Source organism: Streptomyces drozdowiczii (genome assembly GCF_026167665.1).
Classification (GTDB): domain Bacteria; phylum Actinomycetota; class Actinomycetes; order Streptomycetales; family Streptomycetaceae; genus Streptomyces; species Streptomyces drozdowiczii_A.
The window spans coordinates 1,537,783-1,562,767 of record NZ_CP098740.1 but is presented as its reverse complement, the minus strand read 5'-3'; the positions used below and the strand labels follow the sequence as shown (position 1 = coordinate 1,562,767).

The window sequence follows — 24,985 nt, the reverse complement described above, 5'->3', positions numbered from 1 at the left end:
CCGCGACGTACGAGGGGGGCCGGCGGAACTTCCGCCGGCCCCCCTCCCGCGTCCCGCCCCTACACGTTCTCGAACTCGCTGAGCAGCGCGTCCAGCGCGTCGTCGGGGCTGCCCGCCTCGACGATCCGCCGCGCCAGCTCGTCCAGCGTCAGCTCCTCCAGGAACAGGGTGAGCGGAACGTCGAGGCCGAAGTCGTCGCGCAGGCAGCCGACCAGGTGGACGGCGGCCAGCGAGTCCCCGCCGGCGGCGAAGTAGGTCATCCCCATGTCCTGCTCGCCCGCGAGCCCCAGGGTCTCCACGATCAGCGCCCGCACCCCCGCGTCCGGCCCGGCGTCCGGCCCCGCGTCCTGCGGCGCGTCCACCGCCCCGGCCGGAGCCCGGACGGCGTCCAGCGAGAGCGCCCCGAAGCTCTCACCCGCGAACGGATAACCGGGCAGCGAGACGCGGCGGCCCCGGTCCGGCCCGTCCGGCAACTCGCCCCGCAGCCACGCCTCGCCCAGCGCACGCGGCCCGGCCGGGTCGCCCGGGTGCGCGGCGGGACGGCCGAGGACCAGCCCGTCGAGCCGTGCGGCGGCCTCCGCGCGGTCCGAGGCCACCACGTACGCGCGTACCGCCAGCGGGGCGCGGCCCTCGCGCAGCGTACGGGCGACATCGGCGAGGTCCGGCGCCGCCGGGCCGCGCAGCGCGGCGGCGAGCCGTCCCGCGAGCGCCCTCAGCGCGTCCTCGCTGTGCGCGGCCAGCAGCAGCGCCTCCGGCTCCGGCGGCGCCCCGGCGGCCGGGGTGCGCGGCGGGGCCTGCTCCAGGACCACATGGACGTTGGTGCCGCCGATGCCGACGGAACTGACCCCGGCCCGGCGCGGTCCGCCGGCGGGCTCCGGCCACGGCTCGGCCTCGGTGACCACATGGAACGGCGAGTCGGCGAGCCCCAGTTCCGGATTCGGTCGGCCCGCGCCCGCCGTCGGGGCGATGACGCCGTGCTCCAGCATCAGCACGGTCTTGATCACCCCGGCCACGCCCGCCGCCGCGTCCAGGTGCCCGAGGTTGGCCTTCACCGAGCCGAGGGCGACGGCCCCGGTGCCGGCGCCCGCGAACGCCGCGCCCGCGGCGCTCGCCTCGATCCGGTCGCCGAGCCGCGTCGCCGTGCCGTGCGCCTCCAGGTACTGGGCGTCCGCCGGGTCGAGGCCCGCCGACGCCCACGCCTCCCTGATCGCCGCGGTCTGCTGGTCCACGCCCGGGGCGGTGAAGCCGACGCGGGCGGCGCCGTCGTTGGTGACCGCGCTGCCCCGGACCACCGCGCGGATCGGGTCCCCGTCGGCGAGCGCGTCCGCCAACCGGCGCAGCACCACCACACCGACGCCGTTGCCCGGCACGGTCCCGCCGGACGCCTCGTCGAAGGGGCGGCAGCGGCCGTCGGCCGAGAAGATCCCGCCCTCGTAGTGCACATAGCCCCGCCTGCGTACGGAGTCCACGGCGACGCCCCCGGCGAGCGCGGTGTCGCAGTCACCGAGAAGCAGCGCCTGGCAGGCGAGGTGCAGCGCGCTCAGCGAGGTCGAGCAGGCCGTCTGCACGGTCAGGCTCGGACCGTCCAGGCCGAGCCGGTACGAGATCCACGGAGCCAGGAACTCGCGGTCGGTGAGGATGCGCGCCTGGAGCGCGCCGTGCTGCGCCGCGAGCGCCGGATCGGTCTGCGCGGCCAGCATGTGCTCGGTGACCCCGCCACCGACGTACACGCCGGTGCGCGCCGGCGCGCCGAGCGGATTCAGGCCCGCGTCCTCCAGCGCCGACCACGCCGTCTCCAGCAGCAGGCGGTGCTGCGGGTCGAGGACGGCGGCCTCGGTGCGGTTGAAGCCGAACAGGGCCGGTTCGAAACGGTCGGCGCCCTCCAGCACGCCCTTGGACGGTACGTGGTCGCGGCCGGCGACCTGGGCGGGGTCGGCGCCGTCGGCGAGGAGCTCCGCCTCGGTGAAGTCGGTGACGGAGACGACCCCGGCCAGCAGGTTCTGCCAATAGGCCGCCAGATCGGGCGCGCCGGGGAAGCGGCCGCTCATGCCGATGACGGCGATGGCGGAGTCGAGGGTGTCGGGGGCTGCGGGCTCGGTCATCGTGACATGCCTTTCCGGGAACGGAGTCGGACGGCCGCGGCGTGCCGCTGATGGCGCTCCCGGCCGTGGGCGGTGGAGCCGCCGGAGTCCGCCGGTGCGGCGGGGCGGTCCGTACGTATCTGGTCGAGGCGGCCCGCGAGGGCGGCGACCGTGGGGAGGCGGAACAGGTCGACGAGGCCGAGGTTCCCGTCCGCGCCGGCTTCCCGGAGCGCGACCAGGACCCGGGCCAGCCGGACGGAGTTGCCGCCCAGCTCGAAGAAGTTGTCGTGGAGGCCGACCCGGTCCGTCGTCAGGACCCGGGCCCAGATCCCCGCGACGAACCGCTCGGTCGGGGTGCCGGGGCCCGCGCCGTCCGGCTCCGGGGCGCGCCGGGTGACGGGCGGCTCGGGCAGCGCCGCCCGGTCGGTCTTGCCGTTGCCGTTGAGTGGCAGCGCGTCGAGGCGTACGAAGACCTCCGGGAGCATGAACGCCGGCAGCCGCTCCGCCAGATGGGCGCGGAGCACGTCGTCGGCGGGTGCGGCGGCCGGGTCCCGGCCCACCACGTACGCGACGAGCCGCTGGTCCGCGCCCGTGCCGCGCACGGCCGCGGCGGCGACCCGCACCTGCGGATGGGCGGCCAGCAGCGACTCCACCTCGCCGAGTTCGAGCCGGACACCGCGCAGCTTCACCTGGAGATCGGCGCGGCCCAGGTAGGCGACCGCGCCGTCGGCGTCGACGCACCCCAGATCGCCCGTGCGGTACATCCGGGTGCCCGGGGCGCCGAACGGGTCGGCGACGAAGCGCTCGGCGGTCAGGCCCGGCCGCCCGACGTAGCCGCGGGCGAGTCCCGCGCCGGTCACGTAGATCTCGCCGGTGACGCCGACCGGCACCGGACGCAGCAGCTCGTCGAGGACGTAGGCGCGGCTGCCGGGCACCGCGCGGCCCAGCACCACCGGAGCGCCCGGCAGGAGGTCCGCGGTGTGGGAGTAGACACTGACCTCGCTGGGCCCGTAGGCGTTGACGACCCGGCGGCCCGGCGCGTGCAGCCGTCCGACCAGCTCGGCGGGGCACGCCTCGCCGCCGACCGCGACGGTGCGCAGGTCGGGCAGGGCGTCCCCGATGTCGGGCAGCAGCATGGCGGCGGATGGCGGCAGGAACACGTACGTGATCCGTGAGTCGCGCAGCCGGTGCAGCAGCGCCTCGCCGAGCCGTTCGTCCTCGGTCGGTACGTGCAGTTCCGCCCCGGCGACCCACGGGAAGAACAGGTCGGACACGGCGACGTCGAAGCCGAACGCGACGAACTGCAGCACCCGGTCGCCGGCCTCGACCGGGAAGGCGCCGCGCACGGCCCGGGTGAGGTTCGCCAGCGCACGGTGCTCCACGGCGACCCCCTTGGGACGGCCGGTGGAGCCCGAGGTGAACAGGACGTAGGCGAGGTCGCCGGGGCCGGGTGCCGGGCCGTCGTGGACGGGCGGCGGCTCGGCCGGCCGTACATGGTCCACGCGGAGCTGCGGCACGCCGAGCGCGCCCGCCCGCGCGGCGGTGGCGTCCGAGGTGAGGAGCAGCGCCGTGCCGGAGGTGGCGAGCATGTCGCGGATGCGGTCGTCGGGGTGCGCCCGGTCCAGCGGCACGTACGCGCCGCCCGCCCGCAGCACCGCGAGCGCGGCGACGCCCTGGAAGGCCGAGCGCGGCAGCAGCAGCCCGACCCGGGTGCCGGGGCGCACCCCGGCGGCACGCAGCCGCGCGGCCAGCGCGTCGGCTCGCTCCAGCAGCTCGCGGTAGCTGAGGCGTTCACCGTCGTGGACGAGGGCCGTGGCGTCGGGGCGGGCCGCCGCGACCTCTGCGACCAACTCCGGCACCAGCCGGTCGGCGGGGGCGGCGTCCGCGAGGCGGTCGTTCTGCGCGAGGAGCAGCCGGCGCTCCTCCGGCGGAACCATGTCGAGGCGCGACAGCGGGGCGTGCGGGTCGGCGAGCAGGGCGTCGAGCAGGGCGCGGAAGTTGCGCGCCCAGCGGGCGGCGGTCGCCGGGGCGAACAGGTCGGTGCGGTGGATGAACTGCGCCGCCAGGTCCTCGCCCCAGCGCTCGACGTGCAGGTGGAAGTCGAACTTGGCGGTGTCCAGCGGGAGTGCGAGCCGCCGGGTGTCCGTCCCGGCCAGGTCCAGGGTGAGTTCGGTGTCGTCGTCGTAGGAGAGGACGACCTGCACCACCGGGTCGTGGCCGGGCTCGCGCACGGGGTTGAGAGCGTCCACCACCGCCTCGAACGGGGCCTCCTGGTGCGGGGCCGCGTCCCGCAGGGCGGCGCGCACCCGGCCGGTCAGCTCGTGGAAGGACGGGTCGCCGCCCACGTCCACCCGCAGGGCGAGGGTGCCGGCGAGCATGCCCACGGTGTGCTGGAGGTCGGGGTGCTCGCGGCCGGAGACCGGGTAGCCGATGACCAGGTCGGTGCGGCCGGTCAGACGGCACAGGAACGCCGCGTACGCCGCGAACAGGGCGGCGAACGAGGTCGCGCCCGCGGCGCCGGCCGCCTTGGCCAGCCGGGCCCGCACGGTGGCGGGCAGCGTGAACGGCACCGAGCCCCCGTCGCTCGGACGCGCGGTGGGGCGCGGCCGGTCCGTGGGCAGTTCGAGGACGGCGGGCGCGCCGCGCAGCGACTCCGCCCAGTGCGCCACCGCCGCCGCGTGCTCCCCGGCGGCCGCCCGCTCGCGCTGCCACAGGGCGGCGTCGGGGAACTGGAGGGGCGGTTCGGGTGGGCTGTGCGGCCGCCCGGCCGCCTCGTTCCGGTAGGCCGTGCCCAGCTCCCGGAGGATCAGGCCCAGTGACCAGCCGTCGCAGACCAGGTGGTGGGCGTTGAGCAGCAGCCGGTGGGTGCCGTCGTCCAGTGCGTACACCGAGGCGCGCAGCAGCGGGCCGGTGCCCGGGTCGAAGGGGCGGGCCGCGTCCCGGCGCAGCAGTTCCCCGGCCCGGTCGGCGGGCACGTTCCGCTCGACGGTGAGCGCGGCGCGGCCGGTGGCGCGGACGAGCTGGGTCCGGGTGCCGTCGGGCGCGATACGGAAGACGGTGCGCAGCGCCTCGTGCCGGGCGACCAGGAGGTCCAGCGCACGGCCGAACGCGCCGACGTCGAGCGGCCCGGTCACGGCGAACGCCGCGGGCACGTTGTACTGCGCGGTGCCGGGGTTCAGTTCGTCGAGCACGAGCAGGCGCGCCTGGGCGTCGGAGACGGGGAACTCGTACTCCTCGTCGGCGGCCGGTCCGGCGAGGCACAGGGTGTCGGTGGTCATCGCTCACTCCCCACGGAGGGTGGTTTCGAGGACCGCGGCGATCCGTGCCGCCTGGTCCGGCTGGAGGACTTCGCTGTGCGCGCAGTCGAGTTCGTGTACGTCGAGGGCGGCGGCCACGGGCCGCCAGGCCGCCGCCTTCTCGGCGGTGCCGGCGTGCGCCGCCCGGGTCGCGGAGAAGAGCGTGACCTGTCCGTCGTAGCGGGACGGGCGCCAGGCGCGCGCCAGATGGATGTGATGGACGCCGGTGTCGGCCAGCGCGTGCAGGACCCGGTCGTCCATCGCCGCCAGCGGTCCGTCGGCGGCGCGGACCGCGGCGAACACCGCCGCGCGGTCCAGGCTCCCGGCGGGCCCGGGCACACCGGGGGCGTGGCTGTGGAGCAGGATGCGCAGTGATTCCCGCTCGGCCACGTCGTCTGCGACGCGGGGGGTGCCGGGCGGCTGCGGTACGGCGTCCAGCACGGCCAGCACCCGCACCCGCTGCCCCTGCGCGCGCAGCCGCACGGCGATCTCGTGGGCGACGGTGCCGCCGAAGGAGCGGCCGGCCAGGGCGTACGGGCCGTGCGGCACCAGGGCCCGGATGCGCGCGGTGTACTCCTCGGCCAGCTCGGCGACGCTGTCCGGACGGGCGGCGTCGGGCGAGGTCAGCGCGGAAGGCTGAAGGGCGTGCACCGGCCGGTCCGGGTGCAGGTGGGGCAGGAGCGCGGCGAACGACCAGCCGAGGCCCAGCGCCGGGTGGACGCAGAACAGGGGCGTGCGGTCACCGCCGCCGCGCAGGGTGAGGAGCGGCGTCAGATCGGCCAGGGGCTCGGCGGGCGGCGCGACGGCCGCGGCCAGGCGGGCCGGGGTCGGGGCCGCGAACAGGGCGGCCAGCGGCACCCCGGCCAGGGACGCGAGGCGCAGCGCGGTGAGCGAGTGGCCGCCCGCCGCGAAGAAGTCGGTGTCCGGGCCCACCTCGGACACCCCCAGCACCTCGGCGAACCGCTCGCGCAGCAGGCGCTCACGCTCGGTGCCCGGGGCGCGTTCCGGGCCGGGGTGCACTCCGTCGCGAGGCGCGGTGAAGACACCGGCGGGCTCGGGCAGCGCGGCCCGGTCCGTCTTGCCGTGCGGGGTGAGGGGGATCTCCGCGATCTCCGCCCACACGGCGGGCACGAGGTGCCCGGGCAGCTCCCGGGCGGCGTACTCCCGTGCACGGGCCAGGAGTCGACCCGAAGCGGAATCAGCGGACGAGCCGGGTCCGGGAGCCAGCCAGGCGGCGAGGCGCTTGCCGCCCGAGGCGTCCGGGCGTGCGGCGACCACCGCCCGCCGCACGCCCGGGCAGCGGGCGAGGACCGCCTCGACCTCGGCGGGCTCGATGCGCACGCCCCGTATCTTCAGCTGGTCGTCGGCCCGGCCCCGGAAGTCCAGCAGGCCGTCGGGGCGCCGCCGGACCAGGTCGCCGGTGCGGTACATCCGGGAGCCGGGCGGCCCGTACGGGTCGGCGACGAACCGCTCGGCGGTCTGCCCGGGCCGCGCGAGGTAGCCGTCCGCGAGGCCGGTCCCGGCGATGTACAGCTCGCCGGTCCCGCCCGCCGGGACCTGACGCAGCAGGGCGTCCAGGACGTGGGCGCGGGTGTTGTCCAGCGGACGTCCGACGGGGACCGGGCCCGGGGCGCCGTCCGCGGTGTGCGCGGTGGCGAAGACGGTGGTCTCGGTGGGCCCGTAGCCGTTGACGACGGCGGTGCCGGGGCAGTGGACGCGCAGACGGGCCACGGTGGCGGGGTCCAGCACGTCGCCCCCGGCCCACACCTCGGCGACCCCGTCGAGCGCGTCGGGTGCGATCTCGGCCAGGGTGCGCAGGAGTTCGGGGGTGAGGAACAGCGCGGTGACCTCCTGGCGGGCGATCACCTCGCGCAGCACCTCGGGTGTGACCGGGCCGGGCGGCGCTACGACGACCGTCCCGCCGTTCAGCAGCGGCACCCACACCTCGTACGTGGACGAGTCGAAGGTGTACGGGGCGTGCGCGAGCACCCGGCGGTGGGCGGCGCCCCGGAACCGCTCGTCGGCGGCCAGCTCCACGACGGCCCGGTGCGGCACGAGCACCCCCTTGGGCGTGCCGGTGGACCCGGAGGTGTACAGCACGCAGGCGCCCGAGCCGGGGTGCGGCGCAGGGAGGGGGCCATTGGGCGGGGCGGCGGGGGAGTGGACGGGGATCGCCGTCAGCCTGGCGGGCAGGGCCGTGGGCTCGGGCACCGTCGTCAGGGCCAGGCGGGCGCCCGACTCCCGGACGGACGCGGCCAGCCGGGCCGGCGGGTGGGCCGGGTCCAGAGGGAGCCAGCGGGCCCCCGCCTTCAGGACGCCGAGCTGGGCCACGACGACGTCCGCCGAGCGGGGCAGCAGCAGCGCGACGGTGTCGCCGGGCGCCGCCCCGCGTGGACCAGCCGGGAGGCCAGCGCGTCGGAGGCGGCGTCCAGCGCTGCGTAGGTCAGGACGCCGGAGGCCGACTCGACGGCCGGGGCGTCCGGGGTGCGGCCCGCCTGTTCCGCGAACCGCCCGGTAATGGTGGCCGGTCCGGCCCCCGGCCGCCGCGGCCCGGCCGCCAGCGCGGTCAGCCGCCGGTGCTCGGCGGGCGGCAGCACGTCCAGCGTGTCCGCCGCACGGTCGCCCCCGTCCGCGAGGAGTTCCAGCGCCCGCGACGTCCGGGCGGCGAAGTCCGCGGCGGACAGGCCCCGACGGCAGCCGACCGACAGCAGCAGCCGCTCGCCGGCCCCGACCGCCAGCGTCACCGGGTAGTGCGTGGCGTCCGCGACCTCGTGCAGGGCCGGCTCGCCGGGGCCCGGGTCGCCCTCGGCGCGCTGCGGGAAGTTCTCGAACGCCAGCACGGAATCGAACAACTCGCGCGTCCCGGAAGCGCGTTGGACGTCGGCCAGGCGCGCGTGCTGGTGCGCGGCGAGCCGGGACTGCTCGTCCTGGAGCCGGACCAGCAGGTCGTCCACCGACTCGCCGTCGCGCAGCCGCACCCGTACCGGCAGGGTGTTGACGAACAGCCCCACCATGCTCTCGACGCCGGGCAGGTCGTGCGGACGGCCGGAGACGACCGCCCCGAAGACCACGTCACGGGAACCGGTGGTGCGGGCGACCACCAGCGCCCAGGCCGCCTGGACCACGGTGTTGAGGGTGACCCCGGCCTCCCGGGCGCGGCGCGCCAGGGCGGCGGTGGCGTCGGCGGTCAGCAGGACCCGGGCGCGGTCGAGGGCGCCGCCGTCCTCGGGGGCGGCGGCCGGGCCGGCGAGGAGGGCGGGCGGGCTCAGGTCCGCCAGCGCCTCGGCCCACGCCGCACGCGCCTTGTCGGCGTCCTGCCTGGACAGCCAGGCCAGATAGTCCCGGTAGGGGGCGGCCGGGGGCAGCGGGCGGCCCGCCGTCAGGGCGGCCAGGTCCGCCTCGACCACCGGCATCGACCAGCCGTCGAGCAGCAGGTGGTGGAAGGTCAGGACCAGTTCGGAGCCGTCGCCGCGGCGGACGAGCGTCGCCCGCAGCAGCGGTGGCCTGGCCGGGTCGAAGCGGCGGGCCGCGTCCGCCCGCAGCAGCCGGTCGGTGCGGGTGTCCGCCTCCGCCGCCGGGAGGCCGGTCAGGTCCGCCTCCCGCCACGGCACCCGCACGGCGCGCGGGACGACCTGCACGGGCTGCTTCAGGTTCGCGTGGCGGAAGCAGGCGCGCAGGTTGGGGTGGCGGTCCAGCAGCGCGGTCAGCGCCGCCCGCACCCGCCCCGGATCGACACCGGGGCCGATCCGGAAGCGGGCCTGGACCAGATAGGGGTCCGGCCCGGCGGTGTCCCGCAGGGTGTGGAAGAGAAGGCCCTCCTGGGCCGGGGACAGCGGCAGGACGTCCTGCACCTGCGCGTTCATCGTCCGGCCTCCCCGCCGCGCCCGTGGCCGGGGCCGTCGTCGACGATCTCGGCGAAGTCGTCCGCGAACCCGTCCCCGAAGTCGTCCGCGAAGTCCTCCGCGAATCCGTCCTGGAAGTCCAGGTCCCCCACCAGCGCGTCCAGCTGCCCGGTGTCCAGGTCGACCAGCGGGAAGTCGGACGGGGTGTGGCCCGCGGCGGGGGCGTCCGCGGCGTCCGCGACCAGGGCGGCCAGCTCGGCGGACCACAGACCGGCCAGCTCCGCGACCTCGTCGGCGGTGAGCACGCCCTCCGCGTACGAGAACGTGGCCTCCAGGCGCGGAGCCTCCTCCGTGCCCCGCGCCAGGACGTCGATCTCCAGGGCGTGCGCCACGGGCACCGCGTCCGGCCCGGTGTCGAGCAGCCGGCCGCCGGCCGCGTCGTCCCCGGCGAAGCGGCCCAAGTAGGCGAAGCGGACGTCGGGCACCGGCAGCGCGGCGAGCGCCGGACCGGCGGTGGGGTGCATATGGCGCAGCAGGCCCCAGCCGAGTCCCGCCGACGGAACGGCCCGCAGCTGTTCCTTGACCCGCTTCAGCGCGGCGGCGCCGGTGTCGGCGCCGAGGCCGATGCGGACCGGGTACTGGGTGACGAACCAGCCCACGGTGCGCGAGACGTCGACCGGTACGGACAGCGGCTCGCGGCCGTGCCCCTCCAGATGGAGCAGGAGCCCGCCGCCCTCGCCGCGCCGGCGGACGGCCGCGCGGACCAGGGCGGTCAGCAGCACGGCGTCGGCACCGCAGTGGAACGCGGCGGGCAGCTCGATGAGGGCGGCCCGGGTCAGCGTGGCGTCGAGTTCGGCGGTCACCGTGCCCCGCCGCCGGCCGGACGCGCCGGGGGAGCGGTCGTCGGCCGGAAGCAGCCGGTCCTCCTCCGAGCCCGTCAACCGGTCCCGCCACCAGTCGAGTTCACCGGCCATACCGTCCGCCTCCACGGGCAGCGACCGGGCCCAGTGGGCGAACGAGGTGCCCCGGCCGGTCGTGGGCGCCGTGCCGTGCTCCAGCGCGTACGCCAGGTCCTCGCCCAGCACCCGCCACGAGACCCCGTCCACGACGAGGTGGTGGACCAGGAGCAGCAGCACCCCGGGCCGGTCCGGACCGGCGTCGTACCACGACGCGCGCAGCATCTCGCCGCGCTCCGGGTCGAGTTCGGCGCGGAGCGCGGCCGCCCGGGCCGGGTCCAGCGGGTCGGCGCCGGCGGGCACCGGTATCCGCTCGGTGACGGTGCCCGCCGGGGCCGGCTCCAGCGTCCAGTCGCCGGACCCGTCGCCCGGCCGGACCAGCCGGGTCCGCAGGGCCGCGTGCCGGTCGACGAGCGCGGTGACGGCGGCGCCGACCCGCCCGGGCGCGGTGCCGGCGGGCACCGGGAACGCCATCGCCTGGACGAACGCGGTGGACCTGCCGTCCTGTTCGCGCCACCAGCGCATGATCGGGGTCAGCGGCAGCCCGCCCTCCGCCGTGTCCGGACCGGCGGCCGCCTCCGGGCCCACCGGGCGGGCCGTCAGGGCCAGCCGGGCCGGGGTGCGGCCGGTGAAGACGTCCCGGGGCGCGAGCAGGAGGCCCGCCGCACCGGCCCGGGCCGCGAGCTGGATCGCCATGATGCTGTCGCCGCCGAGCCGGAAGAAGTCCGCGTCCGGGTCCACGTCACCGGTCCCGAGGATCTCCGCGTACAGCGCGCACAGGATCTGCTCCGCGGTGGAAGCGGCCGGGCGGGCCGCCCCCGGCGCCCCGGCGGGGCCGCTCGGCCGGGGGCGGGCAGCGCGGCCCGGTCGACCTTGCCGTTCGCCGTCAGCGGGAACGCGTCGAGGACCAGCACGTCGGCCGGGACCATCGCGGCGGGCAGCCGCAGGGCCGCGTCGGCCAGAACGGCGTCCGGGTCCGGGGCCGGCCCGGCGGCCGGCACCACGTATCCGACGAGCTGCGGCCGGCCGGCCGCGCCCTCCCGTACCACCACCAGCGCACGGGCCACGCCGGGGTGTTCGGCGAGGGCGGCGGCGATCTCGGCCGGTTCCATCCGCAGGCCGCGCAGCTTCACCTGGTCGTCGTCGCGCCCCAGGAAGCGCAGGGTGCCGTCGTCGTCCTGCCGGGCGACATCGCCGGTGCGGTACATCCGGGCGCCGTGCGGGCCGTAGGGGTCGGCGGTGAAGCGTTCCGCGGTGAGGCCGGGCCGGTGCAGGTAGCCGTCGGCCAGCGGACCCGTGACGTACAGCTCGCCCCGGGTGCCCGGGGGACCGGGCGCAGCCGTTCGTCGAGCAGCCGCACACCGGCGCCGCGCAGCGGACGGCCCAGCGGCGGACCGGTGCGGTCGCCGGCGGCCAGCGGCGGGGACAGGGTGACGGCGACGGTGGCCTCGGTGGGCCCGTAGACGTTGACCATGCGGCGGCCGTCCACCGCCCAGCGCTCCACCAGCTCCTGGGGGCACTCCTCGGCGCCGACGGCCACGGACCGCAGCCGCGGGTAGTCGCCGGCCGGGACGGTCGCCAGCACGGACGGCGTCGTCATGAGGGCGGTCACCCGCCGCACGAGCAGTTCGCGCCCGAGGTCCTCGCCGACCAGCGGGCCGGGCGGCGGGAGCACCAGGGTGGCGCCGGCGCCGAAGGCCATGCAGAGGTCGGCGACCGAGATGTCGAAGGTGGGCGGCCCGAGCTGGAGCACCCGGTCCCCGGGGCCCAGGCCGAGCCCCTCCACCAGCGAGGCGGCGAGCGCGGACAGCCCGGTGTGCGGTACGACGACGCCCTTCGGTACGCCGGTCGACCCGGAGGTGTGAATCAGGTACGCGGGCGCGGACGGCGGGGGCTGCGGCCCGTCGAACGCGGGACCGGAGCCGGAGCCGTCGCCCGGCACGAGCACGGGAACGGGACCGGAGACCGCCGTACCGGGCGCCTCGTCCGCGACGAGCAGGACCGGGGCCACGTCCGCCAGCGTCCGGCGCAGGCGTTCCGCCGGGTGGTCCGGGTCCAGGGGAAGGCAGGCCGCCCCCGTGCGCTGCACGGCCAGTGCCGTCACCGGCCAGTCCGTGCCCCGTCCCCGCAGGAGTGCCACGACCCGGCCCGGTCCGGCCCCGTGCCGGGCCAGTTCCCCGGCCAGCAGGTCGACGCGGCCGGCCAGACCGGCGTACGAGAGCACCTGGCCGCCGAGGTCGAGTGCGGGGGCGTCGGGGGTCTCGGCCGCTCGGCGCGCCACCAGCGCGGGCAGCGCCAGCGGTTCGGTGCCCGCTTCCCCGCCCGACGCCAGGCCGAGCAGCCGTTCGCGCAGCTCCGGCGGCACGATGTCGATGTCACCGACGCGCCGAGCCGGGTCGGCGGCGACCTCCCGCACCAGCCGCACGTAGCACTCGGCCCAGCGGGCCACCGCCTCCGGCGCGAAGGTGTCGGCGCGTACCTCGAAGCTGCCGATCATCGCGTCGCCGTCGTCCTTCACCACGCCGACGAGATCGTGCTCGCCGCCGGTGTGGATGCGCTCGGGTTCGGCGAACTCGCGGACGACCGACACGCTGGGCTGCTGCGTGAGGTGCATGAACACCCACTGGAACAGCGGGGACCGGCCGAGGCTGCGCTCCGGCGCGGTGGCCGCGACGATCCGGCCCACGGGCAGGTCCGCGTTGGCCACCAGCTCCGGGAAGTCGGCGGCGAACCCCGCCAGGAGGTCGGTGAAGGAACTGTCGGGACGCACCCGCCACCGGGTGGGCACGGCGTTCATGACGTACCCGACGACCCGGTCCAGGCCCTTCGCGGACCGGTTCGCGACCGGTGTGCCGAGCACCATGTCCTCGGCGCCGGTGACCCGGTGGGCGAGGACCGCGAACGCCGCCATCAGCACCCCGTACACGGTGGTGCCCGAGCGGCGGGCGAGCGCGCGGACCGCGGCGGCGTCGCGCGCGTCGAGGTCGAAGCCGATGTGCACGATGCCGTCGCGGTCCCCGCGGGGCGCACCGGCGGCGGTGCCGTGGCCGACGGGGACGAGCGGGGCGGGCAGGTCGGCCAGGTAGCGGCGCCAGAACGCGAGCCGCTCCCCGAAGACGCCGGCCTCCTCCAGATCGTCCTGCCAGGCGGAGAAGTCGGCGTACTGCACGGCCGGCCGGCCGACGCGGTGCGGGGTGCCGTCGCGGAACGCCAGGTACGCCTCCGCGAACTCGTTCTGGAGTACGTCGAAGGACCACCAGTCGGCGATTACGTGGTGGACGCTCAGCATCAGCGTGGTGCGCCGGTCGTCGACCCGTACGAGCCGGGCCCGCACCAGCCGTCCGCCGTCCAGCTCGAACGGGCGCCGCCGGAAGGCGTCGAACGCCCGGTGCACGGAGGTGCCGGTGCCGCGCAGGTCGTCGTGTTCCAGCTCGAAGGGACCGGCCCCGGGGAAGTCGACGTGCAGCGTGCCGTCCGGGGCCTGGGTGACCCGGGTGCGCAGGATGTCGTGGTGCTCCTGGAGGCGGGTGAACGCCGCCTCGACGTGCGCGGGGTCGACGGGCCCGGTGAAGTGGTAGGCACTGCACAGGTTGAGCGCGGGGGTGCCGGGATACAGCGCCTCGTACGCCCACAGGTCCTGCTGGGCGGGGCTGAGCCGGACCGGACGGCCGGGGTCGCGGGGCGGGACCACGGCGGGCACGTCCCGCACCCGCCCGGCGGCCACGAGCCGGCGCAGCAGTTCGACGCGCTGTTCGCGCCCGAGGGCACTGAAGCGGTCGGCGAGGGAGGCGGCCGGCCGCGCTCCGGGGACGACGGGGGCGGTCATGACAGGCTCGCCTTCAGTTCGGCCAGCCGTTCGAGGCCGGAGAGTACGGAGTCGGTGCCGAGGCCGAAGTCGATGAAGCAGGCGACCTCGTCCACGCCCAGGTCGGCCAGGTCGGCCAGCATCTTGGCGCAGTGGCCGGGCGAGCCCAGCAGGCTGCCCCAGTTCAGGTAGCGCTCGAAGGCGAACTCCGCGAGCAGCGCGGTCTTCTCCTCGGTGAGCGCGGCGGTGTCCGCGTCGGCGGCGCGGTTGGCGGAGGTCTGGCGCAGGTAGGAGGTGAGGTACGCCTTCAGAGGCGCGGCGGCCAGCCGGCGCACCTCGGCGTCATCGGCGCCGACGTAGGTGTGCGCCATCAGCGTCACCCGGCCGTGCGCGTCGGTGCCGCGCTGGTCGGGGGCGGCGGCGCAGGCGGCGCGGTAGCGGGCGATGCGGTCGGCCAGCTCCTCCCGGCTCTGGCCGACGGTCGCGCCCAGCACGCCGCAGCGCAGCCGTCCGGCCGCCTCCCAGGTCGCGGGGTTGCCGGAGGTGGTCACCCACAGCGGCAGCGTCTCCTGCACCGGCCGGGGCTGGGGCAGCACACGCACCGGGGTGCCGGTGCCGTCCGGGAACTCGGCACCCTCGCCCGCCCACAGGGAGCGGAGCAGGGGGATGTTCTCCAGGGTGCGGGCGCGGCGGTCCTCGTACTGGCCGGGCGCGAGGGTGAAGTCCGCGGAGTGCCAGCCGGTCGCGACGGAGAGCCCGGCCCGGCCGTGCGAGAGGTTGTCGACGACCGCCCAGTCCTCCGCGACCTTTAGCGGGTGGTGGAGCGGCAGGACGACGCTGCCGGCCCGGATCCGGATGCGGTCGGTGGCCACGGCGAGCGCGGCGCTCAGCACCGGCGGGCTCGGGAAGACCTGCCCGACCTGCTGGAAATGGCGCTCGGGCGTCCACAGGGCGTGGAAGCCGAGCCGGTCGGCGGTGCGGGCGACGGTGAGGATGTCCTCGTACGTGCGTTCGTGCCGCACCTCACCGGTCGCGGTGCTGTCCGCACCGAAGAACATCACACTGAGGTCCACTGCCTGTCCTCCTGGTTACGGCTGCCGCGTCGGACCGCGGCCGGCTGGGGGTGGGGGCGACGCCGCGCGGGATGCGCGGCGCGCGGGGGATCGGGGCCGCCGCCGGACGCGCCTGCCCGGCGGCCGACTCGAGTTCCGCGGAGAGCGTGGCCACGGTGGGCGTGGCGAAGAGCTGCGCGGCGGTCACCGGACGGCCGGGGGTGCTGAGCCGGGCGGCGACGCGGACGGCGCGCAGCGAATTGCCGCCCAGCGCGAAGAAGTCGTCGTCGCGGCCGACCTGGGCCACGCCCAGGACCTCGCGCCACACGGCCCCGATGGTCTCCTCCGCGGGGCTTCCGGCCGCGGCCGGTGCGGGGCGGACGGCGGCCGGCAGCCGGTCGCGGTCGTCCGCGCGGCGCGGCGGCTCGGGCAGGCCGAGCGCGGACAGCGGGGTGTCCGGCGCGTCGGACAGGGCGGCCAGGGCGCGCGGCAGGGTGTCGGCGAGCCAGCTGACGAACGGCTCCTCCAGCGCTCCGGTCCGGTACTCGAAGGTGAGGGTGAGGCCGCCGGGGGTGCCGTCGGTGCCGGTGTCCTCCGAGACGTCGACAAGCAGGTCGAAGCGGGCGGACCCGGTGCGCACCAACTCCACGCCCCCCTCGGCGCCGGGCAGGGCGACCTCGGCGCGGGCGTTGTTCTGAAGCGCCAGCACCACCTCGGTGAACGGCTGCCGGCCGGGCCTGCGGGCCGGGTTGAGGGCGCCGACCACCTGCTCGAACGGCACGTCCTGGTGGGCGAGGGCGCCGAGGTCGGCGTCCCGGACCCGGGCCAGCAGCCCGGCCGGTCCGGGGTCGCCGGAGGCGTCGACGCGCAGCACCAGCAGGTTGACGAAGAAGCCGACGACGTCCTCGACGTCGGTGTCCGCGGCCCGCGCGGCCACCGGCGCGCCGATGGCCGTGTCCGGTCCGGTTCCGGCCGCCAGCAGCGCGGTGAGCAGGGCGGTGTGCAGGGCCATGAACAGGGTGGCGCCCCGGGCCCGCGCGGCCTCCTCGATCCGGGCGTGCGCCGCGGCGTCCAGCCGCCGTACGACGACCCCGGCGTCCGGGCCGGGCGCCGCGGGAGCACCCGGTCGGCGCGGCAGCAGCGGACCGTCGGCGTCGAGCCCGGTCAACCGCTCCTTCCAGTAGGCGAGCTGGCGGGCGGCCGGGGAAGCGGGGTCGGTGGGCCGGCCGAGCCCCGCCACCCGGCGGCGGGCGTGCTCGGCGTACGGGACGGTCAGCCGGGGCAGCGCGGCGGCCCGGCCCCCGGTGCGGGCGGCGTAGGCACGCGAGAGGTCGCGGAACAGCGGGCGCAGGGACCAGCCGTCGCCGGCGATGTGGTGCACCAGGACCAGCAGCGCGTGTTCGCCGGGCCGCTCCCGGAGGGTGAACAGCACCGCCCGGAAGGGGAGTTCGGCGGCCAGGTCGAAGCGGTGCCGGGCGGCCAGCTCGACGCGCGCGGTCAGTTCGGCCTCCGCTACCACCTCGTGCGCGAAGGGCGGCCGGGCCCGGTTCCCGGTCCGTACGCGCCGCACGGGGACGCCGTCGCTCTCGCCGAACAGGGTGCGCAGCACCTCGTGGCGGCCGGCCACGTCGGCGAGCGCTCCGGCGAGCGCGTCCGGGTCGACGGGCCCGCGCAGCCGGACCAGCATCGGCAGGTTGTAGGCGGCGCCCGCTCCGGTCCGGTCGAGGAACCACAGCCGCTGCTGGGCGTCGGAGACGGGCAGGGGGCCGGCCGGGGTGGCCGGCGCGGGCCGCCGCACCGCGGCCGGAGCGCGGTCGGCGAGGGGTGCGAGCCGGGCCGGGGTCGGCGCCTCGAAGAGCGTCCGGATGTCGATCTCGACGCCCAGCGCGGAGCGGATGCGCCCGGTGAGGCGCGCGGCGAGCAGTGAGTTGCCGCCGCGTGCGAAGAAGTCGTCGTCGGCACCGGCCGGCACCCCGAGGACCTCGGAGAACAGCGCGCACAGGGCGGCCGTGGTCGGGTCGGCGGTGCCGTCCGCCCTCGTGGCGTCCGGGGACGCGGCGGTGCCGGGGGCCGGGAGCGCGGCGCGGTCCAGTTTGCCGCTGGGCGTCAGCGGCAGCGCGTCCAGGGCGACGAAGGCGGCCGGCACCAGGTGCTCGGGCAGCAGGGCGGCGGCGTACGCGCGCAGGGCCGCGGCGAGGGGTGCGGGGGCGGTTCGCGGGACGACGTACGCGGTGAGCTGCCGGTCGCCCGCCGGGTGGGGGTGGACGGCGACCGCGGCCCGGTCCACGTCCGGGTGCCCGGCGAGCACGGCCTCGATCTCGCCGGGCTCCACGCGGAAGCCGCGTATCTTGACCTGGCTGTCGGCCCGGCCCAGGTGCTCCAGCACACCGTCGGCGCGGCGACGCACCAGGTCGCCGGTGCGGTACAGGCGTCCGCCGCCGGGGCCGGCCACGAAGCGCTCGGCGGTCAGCGCGGGCCGGCCGGTGTACTCGCGGGCGAGGCCCGCGCCGGTCGCGTACAGCTCGCCGGTGGCCCCGTCGGGGACCGGGCGGAGATCCTCGTCGAGGACGTACAGGCGTTTGCCGGCGAGCGGGCGGCCTATCGGGAGGGGCCCGCCGGACGCCAGGTCCGCGCCGGTGACCCGGTGGGTGGTGAGGAACACCATGCACTCGACGGGGCCGTAGCCGTTGCTCAGCCGCAGGCCGGGCCTGCGGGCCAGGGCGCGGGCGACGTGCGGGGGCGACAGCGCCTCGCCGCCGACGATCAGTTCGGCCGGTCCGTCGAGGAGGTCCGGGTACTCGTCCACCACCACGTTGAACAGCGACGACGACAGGTACATCGAGGTGACGCCGTGCGCGGCCACCAGCCGGGACATCTCCAGCGGCTCGGGCCGGCCGGGCGGGTGCAGCACACAGGTCCCGCCGTTGACGAGCGGACCCCACAGCTCCAGGGCGAACGCGTCCCAGGACAGCGGCGCGCACTGGAGCCAGACCGCCCCGGGGCCGAAGGACGCGAAGTCCTGGCCGGTGAGGGTCGCCGTGATCGCGTGGTGCGGCGCGGCGGCCCCCTTGGGGCGACCGGTGGAACCGGACGTGAACATCACGCAGGCGGGGGCGGCCGGGTCCACCGGCACCGCGCCGTGCGGCAGTGGGGCCAGGTCGGCGGCGTCCTCGGGGTGGACCGGCCGCCCGACGACGCCGTCGAGCGGTGTGCCGCGCGGCCCGACCACGGCGGTGACACCCGCGTCCGCCGCCATCGCGGAGAGCCGCGCCGCCGGGAAGGCGGGGTCCAGGACGACATAGGCGGCGCCGGCCTTGAGGACGCCGAGGACGGCGGCGACCAGGGCGGCCGACCGCTCCAGCCGGACGCCGACGGTGTCGCCAGGACGCACCCCGCGCGCCACGAGCAGGGCCGCGAACTCGGCCGCGCGCCGGTCGAGTCCGGCGTACGTCAGCCGCTCGGCCCCGGCCACCAGGGCGAGTGCTCCGGGGCGGGCGAGGGCCTGTTCCTCGACGTGCTCATGGACGCACTTCATCGCGGACCTCCTCGTGGCGCTCGGTCCGGTCACCGGCGTGTTCCTCCGCGGGGGCGGCGTCGGCGTCGGGCATCACCGTGTCGATCTCGCGGATGTTGCGGCTGGCCAGCCCCCACAGGGAGACCCCGATGCCGGCGAGACCGGCCAGGAAGAACATGCCGGCCATTCCGCTGCCGGGAGCGTCGCCGAACAGCGGGCCCAGGACGGTGAACAGGCCCGAGCCCCCGGCGGCCGCCGGTTCGAAGACGGAGTCGGCGAGCGGACCGGCCAGGGCGGTGGCCAGCGGCACGGAGATGTAGCCGAGGAACATCACCGCGCCGAAGACCCGCCCCTGCCACTCCTGCGGGACCTTGGTCTGCACGATCGCGTTCATCTGGGAGTTGACGATCGTCATCAGCAGGGCGCCGATCAGGACGGCAACCGACCAGCCCGCCGTGGAGTCCGCGAAGGCCATGCCGATCAGAGCGGACAGGCACATCCCGACGACGCCGAGCATCATGCCGCGCCCCCGGTCGCGCGGGCCTCCCCAGGCGGCCATCAGCAGCCCGCCCGCCACCCCGCCGATCCCGATCGCGGTGTTGACGGTGGCCAGCGCGGCGCTGTCGGCGCGCAGCAGCACCATCGGCTGGATCAGCGCGAATCCGAAGACCATCACCAGGTTGACCACGCAGAAGTTCACGATGAGGTCCCGGAGTCCCGGGGTGCGGAAGAGGTAGCGCAGGCCCTCGCCGGACTCCGCGGTGATCCGGCGGCGCGGCCCGGTGGGCGGCGGCGCGGGCCGGTCGCCGGTCAGCCGCACCACGCGTACGCCGATCAGCGCGACGGCGTAGCTGACCAGGTCGAGGAGCAGGGTCGGGCCTATCCCGAAGACGGTCAGCATCAGCCCGCCCAGGGCCGGTCCGCCGATGCTCGCGGCGCTCTTCGCGCTGCCCAGCAGGCCGTTGGCGCGCCCGAGCTGGTCCTTGCGGACGAGCAGCGGTACGGCCGAGGACAGCGCCGGGAACTGGAAGGCGGAGGCGGCGCCGAGCAGCGCGGTGGCCACGTAGACGTGCCAGGGATGCAGGGCGTCGAGATAGTGCAGCAGCGCCAGGCAGCCCACCACCAGCAGGCCCCCGGCGTCCGCCAGTTGGAGCGCGGTCCGTTTGCGCATCCGGTCGACGATCGCGCCGGCGACCGGGCTGAGCAGGGCCTGGGGGAGCAGCGCGCACAGCGAGAGCGCGGTGACGGCGCTCGCCTTCTCCCCGGAGGACCAGACGCTGACGACGAAGGCGAACCGGACCGCCGCGCTGCCGACCAGCGAGACGGTCTGGCCCGACCAGACCAGTAGGAGTGGGCCCATGCCGGCGAACCGGCCGGGCCCCGAGACGGTTGGAGTTGCTGTCACTGCACTGCCCCAGGACGGTCGCGTGCGGTCGAGGGAACCGGGGCAGATGGCCCGGACCCGCTCTCTCATGGGCCGTCAGCATGGGGGAGCGGATACCGTCGCGTTCCCGCCGGGATCACCTGAACGGGAATAAAACGGGAACGGAACGGGACCCGATCGGAAGGCGGCCGGGTCAAGGTCCCGGTGTCGTTTGTCCGCACACACCCGCAGAAGGAGTGCTGCCGTGAGAGTTCCGCGGGACCGATCGCCGGATGGGACCGAACTTGCCCACGCGCTCCAGGACTTGTCGTCCGTGGAGCGTTGGGCCGAGCTGGCCGCGACCGGCGGCACGCCGTCGTTCGCCGTCGGCGCACCCGCCGAAGGCCCCACGTTCGACGTGGAGACGGAGACGGTCGACGGGATGCACAGCGTGTCCCGGATCGTTCCGCCGCCCGCCGGGGAGGCGGAGCGGACAGCCATGCGCTCATTGGTGCGCTCGCTGCTCGATCTGGCCGGCCACGAGGCGGGACCGGCCCGCACCCAGGTGGTACTGACCGTCGCCGGACCGAAGGTGGTGGCCTGCAGCTTGCACGAATAACCCCAGGTCGGAGGCGGTTCCCCGGTGTTCCCGGGGCCGTTCCCTATGCGTTCCCGCAGGGCGGTAACGCACGGGGACCGGGCGGGGAACGGTCCCCCGGAAAGTCAGTGGTGTCAGGAAGCGGAAAACACCGCAAGCCGACACAGACACCACTCAAGGGGTATGCAATGGGACGCAAGGTCATCGGGTTCGTCGCTCTGCTCGTCGCCGCTCCGGTCATCGCTCTCGGCGGTCACACCGTCACGGCGGACAGCTTCCGGGCCGACAACCAGAACCCGACGGTCCCGCCGGCCGGTGTCGTCCAGATCGACAACCAGAACCCGACGGTCGTCACGCCGCGGGTCGTGCAGGTCGACAACCAGAACCCGACGGTCGTCACCCCGGGCGTGGTGCAGATCGACAACCAGAACCCGACCGTGGCCACGCCGCGGGTCGTGCAGGTCGACAACCAGAACCCGACGGTCGTCACCCCGGGTGTCGTGCAGGTCGACAACCAGAACCCCACCGTGACCGACCCGGCCACGCCCGACGACCACCAGAACCCGACCGTCCTCGCCGTCTGAGCCGCCGCCCCCGGCCCCGACGACGCGCCAGTGCCCCGCCCGGAGTCAGTCCGGACGGGGCACTGGCGTTTCGGCATCCGGCCGAGCGGAGGCTCAGCGGCGGCGCCGGTCCGGCGCGACACCCATCCGTTCGAACAGCTTCTCCGCCGCCGCCCGGTGGCCGGCGATGTCCGCCTCATCGCCCGCCGCGTCCGCCAGACCGCTCAGCGCGTACGCCTCCTCGATCCGGTAACTCATGGACGCCGCCAGCTCCCGCGCATTGGAGTGGAGTTCGCGAGCGGCCACCCGCTCGCCCTGCCGTCTTCGAAGCCGCCCGACGATGTTCTCCACCTTGGCGCGCCGCAGCGGCGACGCGTTCGACGCCACCAGCTCCAGCGCCTGCTCCGCCAGGTCCGGCACCCGCGCCGGCCGTCCGAGGTGCTCGTCCACGTCGGCCGACAGCGCCAGGGTCACCGCCACGTTCCCGGGGTCGGCGCCCTCGTCGAGGCGGGCGCGGGCCCGGTCCAGACTCAGGGCCGCGTCCTCCCACAGGCCCAGACCGGCGTAGGCGAAGGCGAGATCGGTGAAGGCGGTGAACTGGTTCTCGAACTGGCCGAGCCCCGTCTGGAGCTCTATCGCACGCAACGCCGCCGCCTTTGCCTCCTCGTGCCGGCCCCACTGCTCGTAGAGCGTGCTGAGCAGGGTGAGGCTGTCCGCCTCGGCGCGCGGGACGCCCAGTTCACGTTCGTAGGAGATGGCCCGCTGCAGATGCGTCAGCGCCTCGGGGAAGTTGCCGAGCAGGCTGTGGAACTGGCCGAGGGTGCCCTCGCTGTGCGCCTCGGTGTGCCGGTCCCCGATCCGGGCGGCGACGTCGAGGCCCTCCCGCGCCGCCTCCAGCCCTTCCTCGAACCGGCCCAGCCGCCAGCAGGCGACCCCCAGATTGGACAGGCTGGCGCCCAGCAGCGCGAGGTCGCCCAGCCGCTTCGCCGACGCCACCGAGGCCCGGCCCACGGCCCCGAACTCCTCCAGGTTTCCACGCGCGTTGAGCTGGAAGACGAGGTTGCGGCTCAGGCAGACGACGTACCGGTGCAGGCCCCGCCGCTCGGCCAGGTTCACCGCGGCCAGCAGTGCGTCCTGCTCCTGCGTGAACCAGGTCTGCGCCAGCTCCGCGTCACCGAGGTCGGGCAGGTCCGCCGAGGACTTCTCGATGCCGGTGGGGCGGTGGCGGCGGCCGGGGTAGAGGACGTCACAGGCCGCCTCGGTCGCGGTGAGGTAGTAGCAGAGCAGCCGTTCCACGGCGACCACCGCCTCCTCGCCACTGGGGTCGTCGGCGTCGAACAGGCTCTGTGCGAAGCTGCGCACCAGGTCGTGGAAGGAGTACAGCCCGATGTCCGGCTGGCGCAGCAGGTGTACGTCGAGCAGCCGCTCCAGGACGTCCTCGGCATCCCAGATGCCGCAGCCGAGCAGCGCCGCCGCCGCGTGCACGTTGATGTCGCCGCCCGGGTGCAGCGACAGGATGCGGAACGCGGTGCGGCTCTCCTCGTCCAGGGCCTGGTACGACAGGCGCAGGGTGGCGGAGACGCTGCGCGCCCCGGCGCTGAACTCGTCCAGCCGGCGCGTCTCGTCCCGTAGCCGCTCCGCGAGGTAACGCAGCGTCCAGCGCGGCCGGTTGCGCAGCCGGGCGGTCGCGATGCGCAGCGCGAGCGGCAGATGGTCGCAGAGGCGGGCCAGCTCGGCGGCGGCCTCCGGCTCGGCGGCCACCCGCTCCGTGCCCAGGGTCTCGGCCACCAGCGCGGCGCTCTCGCGCGGCGACATCACTCCGAGCGAGATCCAGTCCACGCCGTCCAGGTCGATCAGCCTGCTGCGGCTGGTGAGGATCACCAGGCAGCCGCTGCCGGTGGGCAGCAGCGGGCGGACCCCGGCGGCCTCGGCCGCGTTGTCGAGCAGGATCAGCAGCCGCTTGCCGGCGAGCGTGGCCCGCCACAGCGCGGTGCGCCCGGCCGTGTCGTCGGGGATGCGGTCCCCGGGGATGCCGAGCGCCCGGAGCAGGCCGTCCAGCGCGGTGCCGGTGGACACCGGCTGGTCGCCCGGGGTGTAACCGCGCAGGTCGATGTGGAGCTGCCCGTCCGGGTACTCGCCGACGAGCCGGTAGGCGGCCCGCACGGCCAGTGAGGTCTTGCCGCTGCCGCCCATGCCGTCGAGCGCCACGATCCGCGGGCCCTGCTCGCCCTTGTGGGTCGCCCGGCGCATCAGTTCGGCCAGCTCGACCTCGCGGCCGGTGAAGTCCGCCAGGTCGTAGGGCAGGGTGCACGGCGGCTCGGCCGGGAGTGGGGCCGCGGCGGCGGGCGGTGGCGGTGCGGCGGGCTCGGGGCCGCCCAGTTCCGGGCTCTCGCGCAGAATGCCCTCGTAGAGCTTGCCGAGCTGCGGGCCGGGGTCGACGCCGAGTTCCTCGACGAGCAGTTCCCGTACCTTGCCGTACTCCTCCAGCGCCTCGGCCTGCCGTCCGGACCGGTACAGCGCCAGCATCAGCTGGCCCCGCAGGGTCTCGCGCAACGGGTGCTGCGCCGTCAGTGCCCGCAGGTCCGGTATTAGTTCGGCGGATTCGCCGAGGGAGAGGCGCAGGGCCAGGTACTCCTCCCAAACCCCCAGCCGGCGTTCCTCGATGGTCGTCGCCGCGGCCTCAATGACCGGGCCCCCTGTACCCGAGAGGACCGATCCGCGCCAGAGCATCAGCGCGGAGCGAAGGATTTCGGCCGCCTCGGAAAGCCGCTGTCCGGCCGCGGCGCTTTTCGCCGCCTGGACCAGCATTCCGAATTCGGCCAGATCGCTCTGGCCCTCCTCCAGTTCCAGGCGATAGCCGGGCCCGTCGGTGAACAGCACGTCCACACCGCCGGGGATACGTTTCCGCAGATCCGCAACGGCCTTGCGGACCTGGTGGGACGCCGTGGCCGGCGGGTCCTCGTCCCAGGCCGCCTCCACCAGCCGGGTGACCGGAAGCACCTTGCCGGGGTCGAGCAGCAAAGTGGCCAGAACTCGTTCCTGAATGACCCCGCCGAGTTTCAGCCGGACACCATTCGACCATCCCTCCACGGGACCGAGGACATTGAACCGAAGTCGTTCTCCTGGCGCCGCCGTCACCGACGACCTCCCCCCTGGGTTTCGTCACTGCCGAGTGGTCCGAGCTACGCGCGGAGGTGATTTTAACTTCCCGGGCAAGGGCGCGGTACTGCGCCGGGAATGGTTCGGGAACGACCTCTTCCAGTCTCTTCCCGTGGCAGGCATCACGGCCGGCTACGGGGGACCCGCCCGGCATCCGGCGGGGCCGAGGACGAAGGAGACACCGATGAATTCCGATTCCGCACCCGGCCTCGATGCGCTGCTGCAGAACGCGCGGCGGCGGGCGGGACTCACCCAGGTCCAGCTCGCCGGGCTGGCCACCGTGAGTGTGCGCGCCATCCGCGATCTGGAGCAGGGCCGGGTACGCAGCCCGCGCAAGGACACCCTCCGGCTGCTCGCCGACGCCCTGCGGATGAGCGACGCCCGCCGCGTCGAGCTGGAGCTCGCCGCCGACGCACACGCGGCCGGCCGGGTCCTTCAGTCCCTCTACAGTGCCGAACTCGCCTCCCCGCCGCCCCCGTTGCACCCGCTGATCGGCCGCCGGGCCGAACTGGACGCGCTGGTCGAGCGGCTGGAGACCGGGCGCGACCGGCTGCTGACCCTCGTCGGCCTGCCCGGGGTCGGCAAGTCCCGGCTGGCGCAGGAGGCCGCGCTGGTGCTGCACGCCCGGAACCGGATGCCGGTGGTGTGGGTGCCCATGGACGGGTCGGCGGACGCCGTCGTCCGGGGACCGCAGGCCCCGCTGGCCGACTGGGTCCGTACGCTGGTGCGCGACGGCGACCGCTTCGAGGAGCTGAC

General features: G+C 75.9%; 12 protein-coding genes and 2 pseudogenes. 3 read left to right on the top strand and 11 right to left on the bottom strand.

Going from position 1 to position 24,985, the window contains the following annotated elements:
* Window positions 1-59: 59 nt before the first annotated feature.
* The 10 genes and pseudogenes from NEH16_RS06845 to NEH16_RS06800 all read right to left on the bottom strand — a co-directional run bounded on the left by NEH16_RS06845 (window position 60) and on the right by NEH16_RS06800 (window position 19,906).
* Window positions 60-2,102, bottom strand: a complete 2,043-nt coding sequence (locus NEH16_RS06845; RefSeq protein WP_073967609.1) for a beta-ketoacyl synthase N-terminal-like domain-containing protein — start codon at window positions 2,100-2,102, stop codon at window positions 60-62.
* Window positions 2,099-5,359, bottom strand: coding sequence for a non-ribosomal peptide synthetase (locus NEH16_RS06840; RefSeq protein ID WP_265540114.1), 3,261 nt, complete (start codon window positions 5,357-5,359; stop codon window positions 2,099-2,101). The genes NEH16_RS06845 and NEH16_RS06840 overlap by 4 nt, the downstream gene beginning before the upstream one ends.
* Window positions 5,360-5,362: 3 nt before the next feature.
* On the bottom strand, window positions 5,363-7,708 hold the full coding sequence (locus NEH16_RS06835) for an amino acid adenylation domain-containing protein (protein ID WP_265540112.1): 2,346 nt from the start codon (window positions 7,706-7,708) through the stop codon (window positions 5,363-5,365).
* The gene (locus tag NEH16_RS06830) at window positions 7,687-9,240 is read right to left on the bottom strand and encodes a condensation domain-containing protein (RefSeq protein WP_265540111.1); all 1,554 of its coding nucleotides are present in this window, start codon (window positions 9,238-9,240) and stop codon (window positions 7,687-7,689) included. Before NEH16_RS06830 ends, NEH16_RS06835 begins: the two co-directional genes overlap by 22 nt.
* On the bottom strand, window positions 9,237-10,916 hold the full coding sequence (locus tag NEH16_RS06825; RefSeq protein WP_265540109.1) for a condensation domain-containing protein: 1,680 nt from the start codon (window positions 10,914-10,916) through the stop codon (window positions 9,237-9,239). Before NEH16_RS06825 ends, NEH16_RS06830 begins: the two co-directional genes overlap by 4 nt.
* Before the next feature lie 191 nt (window positions 10,917-11,107).
* A pseudogene (locus NEH16_RS33640) lies at window positions 11,108-11,287 on the bottom strand (AMP-binding enzyme); the annotation flags it as partial.
* 17 nt (window positions 11,288-11,304) lie between these two features.
* Window positions 11,305-14,001 (bottom strand): condensation domain-containing protein, encoded by a 2,697-nt coding sequence (locus tag NEH16_RS06815; protein ID WP_343299510.1) that lies wholly within the window; start codon window positions 13,999-14,001, stop codon window positions 11,305-11,307.
* Complete coding sequence (locus NEH16_RS06810) at window positions 13,998-15,053, bottom strand: MupA/Atu3671 family FMN-dependent luciferase-like monooxygenase (protein WP_073967613.1); 1,056 nt, start codon at window positions 15,051-15,053, stop codon at window positions 13,998-14,000. Before NEH16_RS06810 ends, NEH16_RS06815 begins: the two co-directional genes overlap by 4 nt.
* Window positions 15,004-18,567, bottom strand: a complete 3,564-nt coding sequence (locus NEH16_RS06805; protein ID WP_265540106.1) for an amino acid adenylation domain-containing protein — start codon at window positions 18,565-18,567, stop codon at window positions 15,004-15,006. The genes NEH16_RS06810 and NEH16_RS06805 overlap by 50 nt, the downstream gene beginning before the upstream one ends.
* Window positions 18,551-19,906: an MFS transporter gene (locus NEH16_RS06800; protein WP_073967615.1), complete on the bottom strand. Its 1,356-nt coding sequence runs from the start codon at window positions 19,904-19,906 to the stop codon at window positions 18,551-18,553. The genes NEH16_RS06805 and NEH16_RS06800 overlap by 17 nt, the downstream gene beginning before the upstream one ends.
* A 337-nt stretch (window positions 19,907-20,243) precedes the next feature.
* Here NEH16_RS06800 and NEH16_RS06795 point away from each other — a divergent pair, with 337 nt between their 5' ends.
* The gene (locus NEH16_RS06795; RefSeq protein WP_265540104.1) at window positions 20,244-20,528 is read left to right on the top strand and encodes a hypothetical protein; all 285 of its coding nucleotides are present in this window, start codon (window positions 20,244-20,246) and stop codon (window positions 20,526-20,528) included.
* Window positions 20,529-20,695: 167 nt separating this feature from the next.
* Window positions 20,696-21,091, top strand: a complete 396-nt coding sequence (locus NEH16_RS06790; protein WP_265540102.1) for a hypothetical protein — start codon at window positions 20,696-20,698, stop codon at window positions 21,089-21,091.
* Between the two features lie 93 nt (window positions 21,092-21,184).
* Here NEH16_RS06790 and NEH16_RS06785 read toward each other — a convergent pair whose 3' ends face one another.
* Entirely contained in the window at window positions 21,185-24,160 is a 2,976-nt protein-coding gene (locus NEH16_RS06785; protein ID WP_265540100.1) for an AfsR/SARP family transcriptional regulator, read from the bottom strand.
* Here NEH16_RS06785 and NEH16_RS33835 point away from each other — a divergent pair.
* A pseudogene (locus NEH16_RS33835) lies at window positions 24,114-24,614 on the top strand (helix-turn-helix domain-containing protein); the annotation flags it as partial. The gene NEH16_RS06785 and the pseudogene NEH16_RS33835 sit on opposite strands and share 47 nt — an antisense overlap.
* Window positions 24,615-24,985 lie beyond the last annotated feature (371 nt).